Here is a 16,385-nt window from a genome sequence, read left to right as displayed (position 1 = left end):
CCCGCGGGCGTCACCGCCGGGTTCACGGTGACCGCTTGAGCTGCGGTCGTCCGGTTCGTTGGGCAGCATGGCTGCATGACCCAGCGCAGTTCCACGCCAGCGCAAGGCGCTTCTCCGCTGACCGCCGACGCGAACGCGACAGCTCACCGCTTCGTCGACGTCGGGGGAATGCAGGTCTTCTACCGCGAAGCAGGCCCGAGTGACGCGCCTGTGCTGTTGCTCCCGCACGGCTATCCGTGTTCGTCTTACCAGTACCGGCGGCTCATGCCGGCACTGGCGGACCGGTGGCGCCTGGTGGCCCCGGACTACCCCGGCTTCGGCCTGAGCGACACGCCACCGGCTGATTCCTTCGGCTTCGACTTCGACGCTTACGCGGGCTTCCTCGAAGCCTTCTGTGATGAGCTGGGCCTTGACCGGTATGCCCTGTACCTGCACGACTACGGTTCGCAGATCGGCCTGCGGCTGGCCATCCGGCGTCCTGACCGCGTGACCGGCGTCATCATCCAGAACGGCGACATCTACGAGGACACGCTCGGACCCAAGTACGAGCAACTCCGGGAGTACTGGCGCGATCCGTCGGACAGCAACCGCGCGGCGCTCGAAGAAGCGGTGTGCGAAGAGGGTTTCCGCGACGAGTTCGTCGGCGAGGTTCCTGCTGACCAGGCCGCGCGGATACCACCGGAACTGTGGAAGCTCCACTGGCCGTTGATGAACACGCCGCAGCGGCGGGACATCATGCGGAAGCTGATGGAGGGCTTGAAGGACAACCTTGAATGGTTTCCGCGTTATCAGGCCTATTTGCGCGAACACCAGCCGCGGACGCTCATCGTCTGGGGGCCGAAGGACGGCTACATGCCCGAGGAATCCGCACGCGCCTACCTGCGCGACATCCCGGAGGCGGAGCTGGTGCTCACGGACGGCGGCCATTGGCTGCTCGAGACGCATTTCGAGCAGGCCGTCCCGGTGATCCGCCGCTTCCTGTGCCGTCTCGACGCGGTGTGACGGGGGACCGTTTCCGCGCGTGCGGGTCGGTGTCCGGTCACAGCTCGGCGCGGTGCCGCACCTCGTCGATCGTGGTCACCACCAGGCTGGTGGGCGCGACGGTGCGGATGCGGCGCCGCGGTTGGTGAGAAAGGTACTCGTCGTGAGCAAATCACACGTACTGGATCAGGGGGTATCGCTGTCCGTGACCACCGCTCTCACTTTGTGGTGCATGATCAGGACTGCCGTCGGGCACCACGGCGCGTGAAGGCGGTGGTGATGACGGCCGGTCGCGTGGTGATCAGCTCGCTGACCACCACGCGACCGGGAGGATCAGATGCCGCAGCTCGGTGCGGACCAGAAGCGGCTCGACTTGTGCGCGACGTGCACGTGGTCGTTGTGGCCGGTGTAGCCGGGGCCGAGGATCTCGTTGAAGCCGTGGTTGCGGGCCTGCTTGGCGAGGGCGCAGAAGCCCTGCGGGCCGGCGCCGAGGTCCACGGCGTCGCCGTAGAGGTGGCGGCTGCCCGAGGCGCCGCCGACGGCGTTGTTGCAGGAGACGCTGCGGAAGCCGCCGTTCACGTCGATGGGGCGGTCGCCCATGGCGTGGCGCATGGCCTGCAGCTTCCACATGGAGACCAGGGCGTTGGCCTTGGCGGTGGCCGCGGAGACGTTGCCGCCGGCCCAGGTGGAGTTGCAGTTGTTGAGCTCGTCGTAGGTGAAGTTGACCGGCGTGCAGTCGTTGTCCTGCAGGGCGTAGATCTTCGAGAAGGTGGCCGCGCCGGCGATGCCGTCGGCGCCGAGGCCGTAGGCCTGCTGGAAGCGGGTGACGGCGGCCTTGGTGGCGGGACCGAACTGGCCGTCGATGCCGAGCACGGCGCCGTAGCCGGGGTAGCCGGCGACCCTGATCTGCAGCTGGCGGACGTCCTCGCCCGACGCGCCCTGCGACAGGGTGCGGTTCCAGGTGTAGCAGGCGTCGGCCGCCTCCACGGGGGCCGCGGCCGCGACGGCGGGGGTGACGGCGCCGAGGAGCAGTGCGAGCAGCGGTAAGACCAAACGGAGTTTCATGGCAAGCGCTACCTTTCGATCACAGGGAGTGCAGCCTGTCGAGGGCCTGTCCGGTTTGTCAACGACCAACGAAGTGAACTCTTAGTTGGGTCAGGAGGAACCGCCGGACGGGCGGCAGCGCGTGCCGACGGGTGGGGGCGCTGTGCCGGGACCGCGCAAAGGCTCCACTGTGGAGGGCTGTCCCCCGTGCGAGCTACCCGCGGATGTCCACTGCGTGGTGACGATTTGCGGGGCTCGGGTCCCTAGCGTTCCCGGTAGCCGCGGCACGACGGCCGCGGACGGCTGGTGAGGGACGGGACATGCGACTGTTGGTGCAGTTCGGGGCGGTGGCGCTGGTCGCTTTCGCCGGGAGCGCGGTGGTCGGGCTGGCGGGGTGGAACGCGCCGTTGACGCTGGTGTTCGGGCTGGTGGCGGCCGGGGTGGCGCTGTGGGTGTACGCGCTGGTGGTGCGGCGGACCGAACACCGGGTGGCGGACGAGGTCGCGCTCGCCGGGTCGGCGGGGGCGCTGTGCAGGGGAGTGGCGATCGGGCTCGGGATGTTCGGGGCGGTCATCCTGAACATCGCCCTGCTCGGCGGGTACGAGGTGCGCGGGTTCGGGTCCGCGTCGGGTGCGGTGGCGCTGCTGGGGTTCACGGCGGTCGCGGTGGTCGTGGAGGAGCTGCTGTTCCGCGGGGTGCTGTTCCGCATTGTCGAGCAGCGGCTCGGGACGTGGCTCTCGCTGGTGCTGACCGGGGTGGTGTTCGGGGCGGCGCACCTGTTCAACGAGCACGCCACCGTGTGGGGTGCGGTGGCCATCGCCGTGGAGGCCGGGTTCATGCTGGCCGCGGTCTACGCCGCCACGCGCACCCTGTGGGTGCCGATCGGGGTGCACTTCGGCTGGAACTACGCGCAGGGCGGCATCTTCAGCACCAGCGTCTCCGGCACGGACGCGCCGAAGGGGCTGCTGGACGGCGTCACGTCCGGGCCGTACCTGCTCAGCGGCGGTGACTTCGGGCCGGAGGCGAGTGCGTACTCGGTGCTGGGCGGGGTCGTGGTGACCGTCGTGTTCCTGTGGCTCGCGAAGCGGCGCGGGAACCTCGTGGCCCGTCGCCGGCGCGCGGTCACCGCGACTACGCTCGCCGCGTGATCAGCCTCCGCCGGGTCCCGGACCTGTGGCGCCGCTGGGACGTCACGGTCAGGGACGCCCCGCTGGCACTGGCGCTGGTGCTCGCCTCCTTCGTGCCCGCGCTGCACAACCGCGGCACGCACCTGGGTGACCTGCCGACCCGGCCGATGGACGCGCTGGCGCTGGTCGTGATCGCGGTGGAGTGCCTGCCGCTGGTCGTGCGCAGGCGGTGGCCGGTCATCTGCCTCGCGCTGGTGTGCGTGGGATTCGCCGCCGACCAGCTCCTCGGCTACCACGCCGTCGCCGGCACGGCGCTGCCGATCGCGCTGCTGAGCACCGGGCTGCACCTGCGCCGGTTCCGGCGCACCACAGCGGTTCTGGTGTCGGTGGCGTACGTGCCGCTGGCGGTCGCGCTCGACCGGGACGGGTCGCAGGAGGGCGTCGCCGGATTCGTCACGTTCTACCTGGCGCTCGCCCTGGCGTGGGGGATCGGGGCGTGGCTGCGGCTGGCGCAGGACGCGGAGGAGGAACGGCGGCGGCACGTCGCGGCCGAGACGCGGGTCGCGGAACGCACGCGGATCGCACGCGAGCTGCACGACGTGGTGACCCACCACGTGACGGCGATGGTGGTGCAGGCGGAGGCGGCGCGGTACCTGACCGCCGCCCCCGAACGGCTGGAGCAGGCGCTGACCGCGATCACGGACACCGGCCGCCGGTCGATCGCGGACCTGCGGCAGCTGCTGGAGCTGCTGAACCCGGACCACGGCGGGGACGTGCGGGCGCCGTCGGTGGGCGACCTGGGCGCGCTCGTCGAGCAGACCCGGCAGGCCGGGCAGCCGGTGGAGTTCGTCGAGGAGGGCGCACCGGTGGCGGGCAGCGCGAAGGTGGTGGCGTACCGGGTGGTGCAGGAGGCGTTGACCAACGCCCTGAAGCACGCGCACGGCAACCGGACGACGGTGCACGTGCGGCACGGTGAGAGCGAGGTCGTGGTGGAGGTCGGAACGGACGGCGCGGGGCCGGCCGCCGCGGCACCGGGTGGCAGCGGGCGGGGGCTCGCCGGGCTGCGGGACCGGGTCGGCGTGCTCGGCGGCGAGTTCAGCGCGGGCCGCAGGGACGGCGGTTTCGTGGTGACCGCACGGATTCCGGTGGTGGTCCGCCCGTGACGCGCGTGCTGGTCTGCGACGACCAGGCGTTGATCCGCACCGGGTTCGCGACGATCATCGACGCGCAGCCCGACCTCGAGGTGGTCGGCGAGTGCGGGGACGGGCGGGCCGCGGTCGACCTGACCGCGCGGCTGAACCCGGACGTGGTCGTGATGGACGTCCGGATGCCCGTGCTCGACGGCATCGAGGCGACCCGGCTGCTCGCGGGCGCCGGCGTGGCCGGCCCGGCCAGGGTGCTGGTGGTGACGACGTTCAACCTCGACGAGTACGTCTACGAGGCGCTGCGGGCCGGCGCCAGCGGGTTCCTGCTCAAGGACGCCCCGCCGGCGCAGCTGCTGCACGGCATCCGCACGGTCGCGGCCGGTGCGGCGCTGCTCGCGCCCGAGGTGACCCGCCAGCTCGTCGGCCGCTACGCCGAACGGATCCGGCCGGTCGGCGGGCCCCGGGAGGTCCCGCTGACCGCGCGCGAGCTCGAGGTGCTGCGGCTGATCGCGGACGGCCTGTCGAACAGCGAGATCGCCGGCGCGCTGGTGATCAGCCACGAGACGGTCAAGACGTACGTGTCGCGCATCCTCACCAAGCTCGACCTCCGCGACCGGGTGCAGGCCGTGGTCTACGCGTTCCGGCACGGCCTGGTGGCGTAGCGCCTTTCCCGGGTGACTTTTCCACCGCCATGACCTGCACCGAGTCCGCTAATCACTGATCATCACGTAGTGTTTCCTTGTGATTTCGCAGAGTCATCGGTACGGTAAATGCTCTGGGAGCGCTCCCAATCCGCCGCCGCTGTTGATCGACCACCGGTTAATGGAGGCTCATACATGCGTACGCGCAGCACCTCCGGTTCCGTCACCCGACGGCGGGGCGCCATCGTGCTCATCGGCGTGCTGATCAGCACGTTCCTGTGGGCCCCGTCGGCTCAGGCGCACGGAACCATCATCAGTCCGGCCACTCGCGCCTACCAGTGCTGGCAGGCGTGGGGCAGCCAGCACACCAACCCCGCGATGCAGCAGCAGGACCCCATGTGCTGGCAGGCCTTCCAGGCCAACGCCGACACCATGTGGAACTGGATGAGCGCGCTGCGGGACGGGCTCGGAGGCAACTTCCAGGGCGCCACCCCGAACGGGCAGCTGTGCAGCAACGGGTTGGCACGCAACAACTCGCTGAACGTGCCCGGCCGCTGGCGGACCACCAACGTGAGCAGCAACTTCACGATGCACCTGTACGACCAGGCGAGCCACGGCGCCGACTACTTCCGCGTCTACGTGAGCAAGAACGGGTTCGACCCGACCACGCAGAGCCTGGGTTGGGGCAACCTCGACTTCATCACGCAGACCGGCCGGTTCGCCCCGGCGAAGGACATCAAGTTCAACGTCTCGACCTCCGGCTACCGGGGTCACCACGTCGTCTTCACCATCTGGCAGGCGTCCCACCTCGACCAGGCCTACATGTGGTGCAGTGACGTGAACTTCGGCTAGTCCGCAGCAGCGGGAGTGGAGGGGCCCGGCCCGGCGCGCGGTGCACGCCGGGGCCGCATCCGGGCCTTCCTCCGCCACCGCGCCGCTCAGCCGTTCGAGCAGCTGGAACCGTTGAGGGAGAACGAGGACGCCGCGGCGGCGTCACCGCTGTGGGTGGCCTGGAATCCGATCTCGACGGACCCGTTCGGTGCGATCACGGCGTTGTGGCTCACGTTGCGCGCCGTGACCTGGCCGCTCGTCGGCGAGTAGCCGGCGTTCCAGCCGCCGGCGATGTTCTGACCACCGGGCAGCGTGAAGGCGAGCGACCAGCCGTTGACCGCGGTGGTCCCGGTGTTGGTGATGGTGATCCGCTCGGTCAGGCCGTTGTTCCAGGCGGTGACGCTCGCCTTGACGGCACACGGTCCCGGCACCGGCGGGTTCGGGTCGCTGCCACCGGTGATGCCGAAGAACTCCAGCGCGACCGCGGCCATGCCGGCCGACGGCAGGCTGTGTCCCGCGTCCTGGATGCTGTACGCCTCGACCTTGTCCGAGAACCTGCTGCGGTTCCAGCCCGGTCGCGGCGTGTCGGTGGACGTCGGCGTCTGGCTCAGGCCGAACACGTTGGTCCACTGGTCGACCTCCTCCTGCAGCAACGAGTACGGCACGAGGTTGTCGGCGGTTCCGTGCCACAGCTGCATCTTCGGCCGCGGGCCGGTGTAGCCGGGGTAGGCCTGGCGGACGGCGTCACCCCACTGCTGCGGCGTGCGGTTCATGGTGCCGTTGGTGCACTTGCCGCCGGGCGGGTAGTCCGCGGCGTTGGCGAAGCAGTTGAACGGGACGCCCATGAACGCCGCGCCCGCCTTGAAGACGTCCGGGTACACCGCGAGCATGTGGTTGGTCATCATGCCGCCCGACGACGAACCGGTCGCGAACACCCGGTTCGGGTCCCCGCCGTAGCGCTGCTGGACGTAGGTCACCATCGACACGATCGACACCGGGTCGCTGCCGCCGCCGCGCCGCTTCGCCGCGTCCGACCAGGTGTCGAAGCACTTGCCGAACCCGGCTTCCTGCTGCGCGCTCGGGTAGATCACGACGTAGCCGTACCGGTCGGCGAGCGAGGCGAACTCGCTGCCGGAGTAGAAACCGGGACCCGAGCCGCCACAGCCGTGCATCGCGACGACGATCGCCGGTTTGGCCGGCCGGTTGTCCGGCACGTAGACGTGCATGCGCATCCCGCCGGGGTTGGCGCCGAAACCGGTCACCTCCACCAGTGACGCGGCGGACGCCGGGGACGCGAGCAGGAGCGCGGCTGTGGCGATCAGGGCGCTGACGAGCGCTGTGAACGTGGTGGCACGTGTGGTCATCGTCGACCTCCGGTCAGAGATTCGGGATCTCCCAGGAGGTTCCCGAAGGTATTCAGATCGGTGACGGTCGTCAAGATTGTGACCAACGAATGCGGTACGTCGTTCGACGAACAAGTCCGATGTGGACGATGTGGTGCTCAAGGGGTCGGACCGCTCCAGGAGTCGTGCCCCCGGATCACGCGTGCTGGCGCGGCACCCACACGACCAGGTTCGCGAACAGCGCCCCGAGGACCACGACCCCGAGCATGCCGCCCACCACCCAGTGCGCCTGGTCGTTGTCGGCCAGCGCGGCGCTGACGACCCGGCCGTCGCGCAGGTCGTAACGGACCGTCACGCGGTCGCCGGGGTTGCGGGCCGGGCCGTTCTCCGACAGCGTCGCGACCTGCCTCGTGCCGTCGGGCAACGGGTACTCGACCTTGACCGAGACGCTCTTGCCCGACTTCAGCCGTTCCTGGACGGTGCCCTCCGAGCCGGCCCACGACCGCTGCTCGGTCGCGGACTGGACGAGCAGCACCAGGCCCAGGACCGCACCGGCCAGCACGAGCCCGGACACCGTCCGGGCCGTGATCGACTTCTTCGCCACGACGCCTCCTTCCTCCACAAGATCGCCGGAGCGGCCCCGGACGTGACAGGCGGTCAGCGGTGCTCGCGGAACGGGTCGAGGCCTACCGCCCCGCGCTGACCGGCGAGCAGGCCGGGGTCGTCATCGACGTGCTCACCCGGACCGTGCTCAGCCACGCCGTGCAGCCCACCGGCGGCCCGGCGGCCACGGTCGACGGCCTGGCCTGGATGGCGTCGCGGGTGCTCGCCGAGCCCGCGCGCAAGCCGTTGCGCCACGGCTGACCGAACCGGACGGGCCCCGCGCACCGAACCACCACGGGACGGCAGCGGAGGAGGAACCGGTGAGCGGACTGCCCGGCGTGCTCGACAGCGCGATGGACCGGCTCGTGGTCCCCGGCTACTCGCGGTGGGGTTACCGGCTGCGCCGCGCCGGCTGGCCCGCGACCGACCCCGAACCCGGTGCGCTGCGCGGCGGGCTCGCCGTCGTGACCGGTGCGGGGACGGGACTGGGCAAGGCCACCGCGCTCGGGCTCGCCCGCCTCGGCGCCGCGGTCGTGCTCGTGGTGCGCGACGAGGTCAAGGGCAGGGCCGCGCGGGACGAGATCATCGCCGCCGTTCCCGGCGCCGTGGTCTTCGTGCGGCTGTGCGACGTGTCGAGCCTGGCCTCGGTGCGCCGGTTCGCGAGCGACCTGCTGGGCGAGTTCGACCGCGTGGACGTGCTGGTGCACAACGCCGGGACCATGCCGGCGAAGCGCGCCACCAGCGTCGACGGCCACGAGCTGACGCTCGCCACGCACGTCCTCGGGCCGTTGCTGCTGACCGAGCTGCTCCGCTCGCTGCTGGTGTCCTCACCGGACGCGCGGGTCGTGTTCGTGTCCTCCGGCGGCATGTACACCCAGCGGCTGCGCGCGGGTGACCCCGAGTACCGCGACGGCGAGTACCGCGGCGCCACCGCGTACGCCCGGACCAAGCGGATGCAGGTGGCGCTCGTCCCCGTGCTGGCCGAGCGGTACCGGGCCGACGGCATCGGCGTGCACGGCATGCACCCCGGCTGGGCCGACACACCGGGGGTCGCGAGCTCGCTGCCCGGTTTCCACCGGCTGACCCGGCCGTTGCTGCGCACCGCGGAGGAGGGCGCGGACACCGTCGTGTGGCTGGCCGCGACCAGCCCGGTCCCGCGCACCGGCCGGTTCTGGCACGACCGGCGCGAGCGGACCACGCACTACCTGCCGACCACGGCCGAACGGCGTGCCGACATCGCCGCGTTCTGGGCCTACTGCACGAACGCCGCCGGCCTCGTGCCGTGACGGCTCACCGGACCCCGGCCGGGCCGTTGCTCCCGCCGAGGTCGTCGCGCCGGCGCGGCACCGGACCCCGGCGCGGTCACGACCTGACCGCGCCTCGGGTGCGTCGGCGACAGTTCCAGCACGACCTGCGCGCGTCGGCCCCCTCGCGTGCGAGCCGGTCCACGACCTCGTCGAAGTACCGCGTGATCGCAGCCCGGAAGCCGGGGTGTGCCGCCGGGCGCTCTCAGCCCCGCGCCCGTGCGACGAAGTCGCGGTACCAGTGGAAGCTGGCGCGCGGGGTCCGCTGCTGGGTCGCGTAGTCGACGTGGACCAGGCCGAACCGGTGCTTGTAGCCGTGCGCCCACTCGAAGTTGTCGAGCAGCGACCAGCAGAAGTAGCCGCGCAGGTCCACGCCGGCGGCCAGTGCCGCGGCGATGTGGCCCTCCAGGAACGCGATCCGGTCGGTGTCCTGGAGGTCCTCGGTGTCCGGGTAGACGCAGCCGTTCTCCGTCACGTAGATCGGCGGCAGCTGCGGGTGCCGGGCGCTGAGGTCGCTCAGCGCGGTCGTGATCCCGACCGGTTCGACCGGCCAGCCCATGCCGGTGCGCGGCACGTCCGGCAGCCGGGTCGTGTCGACGCCGATGTCGTGCGCGGTGCGCTTGGCCGGGTCGGGCTCGCGGTGCGGTGCGTCGGCGACGTGCAGCCGGTAGTAGTAGTTCAGGCCCACGTAGTCCAGCGGCTGCCCGATGACCGCCAGGTCGCCGTCGTGGCGGAACGAGAAGTCCGTGAGCTCGCCGTACATCGCCGTCATCTCCTCGGGGTAGGTGCCGCCGAAGAGCGGGTCGGTGAACTGGCGGCGCAGCAGCACGTCCTGCCGGGTGGCCGCGGCCACGTCGGCGGGCGAGTCGCTCACCGGCACGGTCGGCGACTGGTTGAGGACGATGCCGAACTCCTGGCCGGGCACGCCGTTGGTGCGCATGGCCTCCACCGCCAGACCGTGCCCCACCAGCAGGTGGTGGGCGGCGGCGAGGGCGCCGTGGCCCTCGCGGGCACCGGGTGCGTGCCGGCCCTCCGCGTAGCCCACGACCGACGAGCAGTACGGCTCGTTCAGCGTGGTCCACTTGCTGACGACGTCCGCGAGCGCGTCGTGCACGATCGCCGAGTAGTCGGCGAACCGCAGGGCCGTGTCGCGGACCCGCCAGCCGCCGCGGTCCTCCAGCGCCTGCGGCAGGTCCCAGTGGTAGAGCGTGACGAACGGCTCGATGCCGTTGTCCCGCAACGTGTCCACGAGCCTGCGGTAGAAGTCGAGGCCGCGCTGCTCGACGCGGCCGCGGCCCTCGGGCAGGATTCGCGACCACGACACCGAGAAGCGGTACGCGTCGACGCCGAGGTCGACGAGCAGGCGGACGTCCTCTGCCCACCGGTGGTAGTGGTCGGCGGCCACGTCACCGGTGTCACCGTTCGCGACGGCACCGGGTACCGCGGCGAAGGTGTCCCAGATGGACGGACCGCGGCCGTCGAGGGCCGCCGCTCCCTCGATCTGGTAGGCCGAGGTCGCCACGCCCCAGCGGAAGCCGGCCGGAAAGTTCACTGCTTGTCTCCTCTGCGAGGGGTCAGCCCTTGACGGCGCCCGACATGATGCCGCCGACGATCTGGCGGCCGAACAACAGGAACACGGCCAGCACGGGGACCGTGCCGATCGTGGCGGCGGTCAGCACGAGCGTGTAGTCCGTGGTGTAGCCACTGGCCAAGGTGGACAGCGCGGTCTGCACCGTCGGGTTCTCCGGCACCAGCACCACCAGCGGCCAGAAGAAGTCGTTCCACGCCTGCATGAACGTGAACAGCCCCAGCACCGCCGCCGCCGGGCGGGCCGCGGGCAGCGCGACGTGCCAGAACAGCCGCAGCGAGTGGCAGCCGTCCATCCGGCCGGCCTCCAGCAGCTCGTTCGGGATCGCGCGCTCGAAGTACTGGCGCATGAAGAACACGCCGAACGCGGTCACCAGGCCCGGCACGATCACCGCGTGGATCTCGCCCGCCCAGCCGAACTCGGCCATCATCATGTACAGCGGGATGATGCCGAGCTCGGTCGGGATCGCCTGGGTGGCGATGATGAGCAGCAGCAGCACGTTGCGGCCGCGGAACTTCAGCTTGGCGAACGCGAACCCGGCCAGCGTGGAGAACAGCACCACCGACACCGTGACCGTGCCGGCGACGATGATCGAGTTCATCAGCGCCAGCGCGAAGTCGGTGGTGTCGAAGACGCGGGCGATGTTCTCGAAGAGGTGGCCGCCGGGCACCAGGACCGGGGGCACGCTGTCGATCGCGTCCGGTGTCTGCGAGGACACCACGAACGACCAGTACACGGGGAAGGCCGATCCGGCGAGCACGGCGATCAGCGCGGCGTAGGTCCAGGGACCGGCCACGCGCCGGGCCAGCCGGCGGGCCCGCGCCGACGGCCCGGTGGGGCGCGCCGGTGCGGGACGCTCCAGCACAGCGGTCATGGGGTCACTCCGTCCGGATCCGCTTGGTCACCAGGTAACCGATCCCGGCGACGATGATCGTGGCGATGGCCAGCACGACCGCGATCGCCGAGCTGTAGCCGAAGTCGTAGTTCGTGAAACCCTGCTCGTACAGGTACAGCGCCGCGGTCTGGAACTGCCGGTCCGAGCCGCCGGTCGCGGCCGCCGCACCGGGGTTGAACAGCAGCGGCTCGGCGAGCAGGCGCATGTTGCCGGTGGTCGCGATGATCGTCGAGAAGATGATCTGCGGCCGCAGCAGCGGCACCGTGATCCGCCAGAACTGCTGCCGGCCGCTCGCGCCGTCCAGCGTGGCCGCCTCGTACAGCGACGACGGGATCGCCTGCATCGACGCCAGGAAGATCAGCGCGTGGTAGCCGGTCCACCGCCACACCACCATCACCGCGATCGCGATGTGCGAGGTGGCGGTGCCCGCCTGCCAGTCGACCTGACCGGCGCCCAGCAGCCCCAGCACCCAGTTGACCAGGCCGAAGTCCCGGCCGAACAGCTGCGCGAAGATGATCGTCACCGCCGCCACCGAGGTGATGTTCGGCAGGATCACGCCCATCCGGAACAGCGTGCGGGTGCGGACCTTGCGGTTGAGCAGCTGGGCGATGAACAACGCGAACAGGATCTGCGGCACGGTCGTGAGCAGCCACAGGCTGAGCGTGTTGCCCATGGAGTTCCAGAAGTACGGGTCGGCGAGCAGCTTGCCGTAGTTGTCGAACCAGACGACGTACGCGCCGCCCTCGTCGAGCAGGTTGCGGTGCTGCATCGACACCCAGACGGTGTAGAGCAGGGGGAACAGCCCGAAGACACCGAAGATCAGGAAGTACGGCGCCACGTACCCGTAGGGCGCGAACTTCGTGTCCCACCGGTGCCTTCTGGCCGTCCGGTCCATCGAGGTCATGGGTCAGCCCGTCACTTCTGGACGTCGCCGACGAACTGGCGCCAGGACTCCTCGCCGTTCTGCTTGCCCTGCTCGACGCGTTGCATCGCGTTGCCGATGGCAGTCTGGATGTCACCGGCCTTCGGGCCCTGGTACTGCGGGTTCAGCTTCTTCGCGGCGTCGGTGAAGAGCTTGCCGATCGGCGCGTCGTTGAAGTACGGGTTCTTGAAGTCGACGATCGACGGGTCGTCGTAGAGCTTCGGGATCGACGGCAGCAGCCCGGCGCTCTTGAACACCTTCGCCTGCTGCTCGGGCGCGGTCAGCCACGCGGCCAGCTCGACGGCCTTGTCGACGTTCTTGCCCGACTTCGGCACCGTGAGGTACGAGCCGCCCCAGTTGCCGCCACCGCCGGGAACGGACGTGACGTCCCACTTGCCCGCGGCCTCGGGACCGGCCTGGTCCTTGATCTTGGCCATCTGCCACGCGGGGCAGGTCACGGTCGCGAACTGGCCCTGCTTGAACCCGGTGTTCCAGACGGGGGTGGAGAAGAGCAGCTTCGAGGACAGACCCGAGTTCACGCCGTCGACGACGAGGTCCCAGGCGTCCTTGATTTCTTTGTTCTCACCCACGACGATCTTGTCGGACTTGTCGTAGTAGCCCACCGACGCCTGGCCGACGATCGCGTTGAGCACGGTCGGCCCGCCGTCGAACCACTTCACGCCCTCAGGCGCCTTCTCCTGGAACCTCTTGCCCGCGGCCATGAAGTCCTGCCAGGTCGGCCACAGCGCGGCGACCTGGTCGCGGTCGGCGGGAAGCCCGGCGTTCTGCAGCAGGTCGCGGCGGTAGCAGATCGCGAGGCCGCCGACGTCGGTGCCGTAGCCGATCTGCTTGCCGTCCTTGGACAGCGAGCCCTCCCACTTCCACGGCAGCCAGCGGTCCTTCAGCTGGTCACCGCCCTTGGTGTTGAGGTCGACGAACTTGTCCGGCGTGGCCTTGAACTGGTTGATGTAACCCGTGTCCACGGCCTCGATGTCCGCGGTGCCACTGCTGGTGGCGAGGTGCGCGGCGAGGTTCTTGTGGTGGTCGGAGTAGGACGCCGTCCGGTCGGTGATCTCCACGTCCGGGTGCGCTGCCGCGTACTCCTTGAGCAGCTCGGCGTAACCGAAGTTGCCGAACAACCCGATGGACAGCTTGGTCTTGCCACCGCCCGCGGTGCTGCTGCCGCAACCGCTGAGCACCACGGCGGTCGCCAGCACGGCACAGCCGAGGGCGAGTGCTTTGGGGCGCATGTACAGGCCTCCGTCGAATTTTGGGCGCGCTGAAGAGAAAAGTGGTTCCGGTGCGGATGGGCCGACGATTGAGCGGAACTGCCGGCCGAAGAGGTGTGGCGCCTATGACAACGGGGTTACGCGGTGTACGTCAAGTAACGAGATGATAAACAGATCAACTCCCGCACCCGTTTGACTAGGAGAAGTGCTGCTCGTACGGTGATGTAACCGCTTACGGTGAAACGGAGGCCGACGATGCCGACCGGGCGTGAGATCGCCCAGCTCTGCGGTGTGTCCGTGGCGACGGTGTCGCGCGTCTTCAACCAGCCGGGAACGGTCAACGAGGACACGCGTGAACGCGTGCTGCGGGTCGCGAAGGAGCTCGGGTACCAGCCCAACGAGTCCGCGCGGGCGTTGTCGACGAAGCAGTCCACGATGATCGGGCTGGTCTGGGACACCGACCACCGCAGGCCCGGCTGGCGGCACCCGTACCTGCAGGACCTGCTGATCGGGCTGAAGTCGGCGCTCAGCGCGCACGGCTACCACCTGCTGATGCTCGCGACCAGCGGTGACGCCCGCGAGGTCGGCGCGTCGCTCGCGGACCCGGTGGGCTACGTGAACATGACCCGCCGCCACCACCTCGGCGGGCTGGTCCTGATCGACAGCGGGTCCGACGCCGAGGCGTTCGCCGCCTTCGCGCAGTCGGGTGTTCCGTGCGTGGCGCTGGACGTGGCCGTCGACGGTCCCAGGGCGACCTACGTGACGTCGGACAACGCGGGTGGCGCGCGGATGGCGACCGGTCACCTCGCCGGGCTCGGCCACACCCGGATCGCCACGATCACCGGTCCGCCCGGCAACCAGCCCTCGCGGGACCGGGTCGCGGGCTACCGCACGGCGTTGCAGGACGCCGGTCTGCCGGCGCGCGACGAGTACGTGGTCGCCGGCGACTTCTACCGCACCAGCGGAACGGTTGCGATGCAACGACTTCTGGCGCTCGACGACCCGCCGACGGCGGTGTTCGCGGCCAGTGACGAGATGGCGGTCGGCGCACTGCTCGCCGCCCGCGCCGCCGGTCTGCGGGTGCCGCACGACCTGGCGATCGTCGGGTTCGACGACATCGAGGTCGCCGCGCTGGTCGAACCGGCGCTGACGACGGTCGCCCAGGACAAGCCGGGGTTCGGCGTCGCGGCGGCCAAGGCGATCCTCGCGATGATCACCGGCTCCGGCCGGGAGGACCCCGTGGTGCTGCCGACCCGCCTGGTGGTCAGGGAGTCCTGCGGTTCCTGAGGTCGTGCCCGCCGCGGCTCCCGCGGCGGGCACCACCCCGGCCTACCTCGCGCCGACGTGCAGCGCGAGCGCCGTGCCCGCACCGAGGGTGTGGGTGAACCGGCCGTTCGAGTCGACCGTCACGCGCACGCAGCCGGTCTCCTGCACGTTGCAGTAGCTCCCGGCGGGCAGGGCGGTCTGGAACGTCCTGGTGACCGCGAAGGTCTCCCGGTTGATCGCGACGAAGCCCTTGCTGCCCCGCCCGAACGCGATCAGGTCGTACCCGTTGTCCTGCCAGTTGTTCACGTCGGTGCCGGCCACGGTGTTGCGGAACGCCACCATGTTCGCGATCTGCGTCCACGCGTGCTGGCACTTCCAGCCGCCGTTGTAGCAGGCCCAGTCACCGGGCGGGCCCGCGTCCTTGTCGCTGAACTCGTAGCCGGAGTAGACCTGCGGGGCACCGTAGTTCCACGCCAGCATGAACACGTTCGCCAGCGTGTAGGTCGAGTTGTCCTTGTAGGTCAACGTGGACCCGTTGCGCTCGGTGTCCCAGTTGTCCACGAACGGCCGGGCCTGGCCGCTGGGCAGGAAGCCCCACGACTGGCCGAACGTGCGCAGGTAGGCCAGGTTCTCGTTGGTGAAGATCCGCTTCAGGTCGTAGGCGTAGCGGAACTCGTCCACGTCACCGGACCCGGTGTACTCGCCCGGCTGCACCGCCTCACCGGCGCCGTAGATGACCTCGTGCACCCAGAACACGTTCGGGTTGGTCAGCTTCGACTTGATCGCGGACAGGTCGGCGGCCGCGATGTGCTTGGCCGCGTCGATGCGGAACCCGTCCACGCCCATCGCGATGAGCCGGTTGAGGTACCCGGCAATGGCGCCGCGCACGTAGTCGCTGCCGGTGTTCAGGTCGGACAGTCCGACCAGCTCGCAGTTCTGGACGTTGGAGCGGTCCTGGTAGTTGCTGATCGGCGAGCGGCACGAGTGGAAGTCCCAGTCGCTGTACACGCCGGGGTAGTTGTACTTCGAGTAGCCGGTGCCGCCGGTGCCGGTGCCGGAGCCCGCGCTCATGTGGTTGACCACCGCGTCGGCGATGACCTTGACGCCCGCGCTGTGGCAGGCCGAGATCATGTTCCTGAACGCGTTCTCGTCGCCGAGCCGTCCGGCGATGCGGTAGCTGACCGGCTGGTAGGTGGTCCACCACTGGGGACCCTGGACGTGCTCGGTGGCGGGGGACACCTCCACGTACCCGTAGCCCTTGGGGCCCAGCACGGTCGTGCACTCCGAGGCCACGCGGGCGAACGGCCACTGGAACAGGGTGACGGTGACGTCCCTGTTGCCCGGCGGTGCCGCAAAACTTTGCACCGGTGCGAACAGCGTCACGGCCAGCACGGCCGTGACCAGGACGCGAAGAGCCGAGGAAACCACGTTGTCTCCTAGGTTGCAGGGGTTCCCCATGGTCGTAC

General features: G+C 70.1%; 16 protein-coding genes. 8 read left to right on the top strand and 8 right to left on the bottom strand.

The annotated features are described in order from the left end of the window. The first annotated feature begins 75 nt into the window (after nucleotides 1–75). Nucleotides 76–1,002: an alpha/beta fold hydrolase gene (locus ACZ7CD_RS17725; protein ID WP_470379258.1), complete on the top strand. Its 927-nt coding sequence runs from the start codon at nucleotides 76–78 to the stop codon at nucleotides 1,000–1,002. A gap of 312 nt (nucleotides 1,003–1,314) precedes the next feature. Here the strand turns inward: ACZ7CD_RS17725 and ACZ7CD_RS17720 are convergent, their stop codons facing one another. After that, on the bottom strand, nucleotides 1,315–2,046 hold the full coding sequence (locus tag ACZ7CD_RS17720) for a D-Ala-D-Ala carboxypeptidase family metallohydrolase (protein ID WP_360402035.1): 732 nt from the start codon (nucleotides 2,044–2,046) through the stop codon (nucleotides 1,315–1,317). 299 nt (nucleotides 2,047–2,345) lie between these two features. On the opposite strand from ACZ7CD_RS17720, the gene ACZ7CD_RS17715 reads away from it, so the two are divergent. The 4 genes from ACZ7CD_RS17715 to ACZ7CD_RS17700 all read left to right on the top strand — a co-directional run bounded on the left by ACZ7CD_RS17715 (nucleotide 2,346) and on the right by ACZ7CD_RS17700 (nucleotide 5,790). After that, nucleotides 2,346–3,173, top strand: a complete 828-nt coding sequence (locus ACZ7CD_RS17715) for a lysostaphin resistance A-like protein (RefSeq protein WP_470379257.1) — start codon at nucleotides 2,346–2,348, stop codon at nucleotides 3,171–3,173. Beyond that, the gene (locus ACZ7CD_RS17710; protein WP_470379256.1) at nucleotides 3,170–4,315 is read left to right on the top strand and encodes a sensor histidine kinase; all 1,146 of its coding nucleotides are present in this window, start codon (nucleotides 3,170–3,172) and stop codon (nucleotides 4,313–4,315) included. The genes ACZ7CD_RS17715 and ACZ7CD_RS17710 overlap by 4 nt, the downstream gene beginning before the upstream one ends. Further along, nucleotides 4,312–4,959: a response regulator gene (locus ACZ7CD_RS17705; protein WP_470379255.1), complete on the top strand. Its 648-nt coding sequence runs from the start codon at nucleotides 4,312–4,314 to the stop codon at nucleotides 4,957–4,959. Before ACZ7CD_RS17710 ends, ACZ7CD_RS17705 begins: the two co-directional genes overlap by 4 nt. Before the next feature lie 174 nt (nucleotides 4,960–5,133). Next, on the top strand, nucleotides 5,134–5,790 hold the full coding sequence (locus ACZ7CD_RS17700) for a lytic polysaccharide monooxygenase auxiliary activity family 9 protein (RefSeq protein ID WP_360402023.1): 657 nt from the start codon (nucleotides 5,134–5,136) through the stop codon (nucleotides 5,788–5,790). 86 nt (nucleotides 5,791–5,876) lie between these two features. Here the strand turns inward: ACZ7CD_RS17700 and ACZ7CD_RS17695 are convergent, their stop codons facing one another. Continuing rightward, the gene (locus ACZ7CD_RS17695) at nucleotides 5,877–7,133 is read right to left on the bottom strand and encodes an extracellular catalytic domain type 1 short-chain-length polyhydroxyalkanoate depolymerase (RefSeq protein WP_470379254.1); all 1,257 of its coding nucleotides are present in this window, start codon (nucleotides 7,131–7,133) and stop codon (nucleotides 5,877–5,879) included. Between the two features lie 175 nt (nucleotides 7,134–7,308). After that, a complete protein-coding gene (locus ACZ7CD_RS17690) occupies nucleotides 7,309–7,716 on the bottom strand; it encodes a hypothetical protein (RefSeq protein WP_470379253.1) in 408 nt (135 codons plus the stop codon). A 59-nt stretch (nucleotides 7,717–7,775) separates the two neighbouring features. Here ACZ7CD_RS17690 and ACZ7CD_RS17685 point away from each other — a divergent pair, with 59 nt between their 5' ends. Together ACZ7CD_RS17685 and ACZ7CD_RS17680 are read left to right on the top strand one after the other, a co-directional pair. Next, nucleotides 7,776–7,976 (top strand): hypothetical protein, encoded by a 201-nt coding sequence (locus tag ACZ7CD_RS17685; RefSeq protein WP_360402014.1) that lies wholly within the window; start codon nucleotides 7,776–7,778, stop codon nucleotides 7,974–7,976. 59 nt (nucleotides 7,977–8,035) lie between these two features. Next, the gene (locus ACZ7CD_RS17680; RefSeq protein WP_470379252.1) at nucleotides 8,036–9,001 is read left to right on the top strand and encodes an SDR family NAD(P)-dependent oxidoreductase; all 966 of its coding nucleotides are present in this window, start codon (nucleotides 8,036–8,038) and stop codon (nucleotides 8,999–9,001) included. Nucleotides 9,002–9,224: 223 nt separating this feature from the next. On the opposite strand, the gene ACZ7CD_RS17675 is transcribed toward ACZ7CD_RS17680, so the two are convergent. The 4 genes from ACZ7CD_RS17675 to ACZ7CD_RS17660 are packed head-to-tail and all read right to left on the bottom strand — an operon-like array spanning nucleotide 9,225 to nucleotide 13,674. Then, entirely contained in the window at nucleotides 9,225–10,571 is a 1,347-nt protein-coding gene (locus ACZ7CD_RS17675) for a GH1 family beta-glucosidase (RefSeq protein WP_470379251.1), read from the bottom strand. Nucleotides 10,572–10,593: 22 nt separating this feature from the next. Continuing rightward, nucleotides 10,594–11,481, bottom strand: a complete 888-nt coding sequence (locus ACZ7CD_RS17670; protein WP_360402005.1) for a carbohydrate ABC transporter permease — start codon at nucleotides 11,479–11,481, stop codon at nucleotides 10,594–10,596. Between the two features lie 4 nt (nucleotides 11,482–11,485). Then, nucleotides 11,486–12,406 carry a carbohydrate ABC transporter permease gene (locus tag ACZ7CD_RS17665; RefSeq protein ID WP_360402002.1) on the bottom strand — a complete coding sequence of 307 codons (921 nt, stop codon included), beginning with the start codon at nucleotides 12,404–12,406 and terminating at the stop codon, nucleotides 11,486–11,488. A gap of 11 nt (nucleotides 12,407–12,417) precedes the next feature. Then, entirely contained in the window at nucleotides 12,418–13,674 is a 1,257-nt protein-coding gene (locus ACZ7CD_RS17660) for an ABC transporter substrate-binding protein (protein ID WP_360401999.1), read from the bottom strand. A 234-nt stretch (nucleotides 13,675–13,908) separates the two neighbouring features. Here ACZ7CD_RS17660 and ACZ7CD_RS17655 point away from each other — a divergent pair, with 234 nt between their 5' ends. Then, the gene (locus ACZ7CD_RS17655; protein WP_360401996.1) at nucleotides 13,909–14,940 is read left to right on the top strand and encodes a LacI family DNA-binding transcriptional regulator; all 1,032 of its coding nucleotides are present in this window, start codon (nucleotides 13,909–13,911) and stop codon (nucleotides 14,938–14,940) included. Between the two features lie 42 nt (nucleotides 14,941–14,982). Here the strand turns inward: ACZ7CD_RS17655 and ACZ7CD_RS17650 are convergent, their stop codons facing one another. After that, nucleotides 14,983–16,347, bottom strand: coding sequence for an alpha-amylase (locus ACZ7CD_RS17650; protein WP_470368713.1), 1,365 nt, complete (start codon nucleotides 16,345–16,347; stop codon nucleotides 14,983–14,985). Nucleotides 16,348–16,385: the final 38 nt, after the last annotated feature.

The sequence above is a fragment of the Lentzea sp. NPDC036949 genome (genome assembly GCF_055608075.1).
Note: the sequence above shows the minus strand (reverse complement) of the source record. Positions and strands in the feature narration are given on the sequence as shown.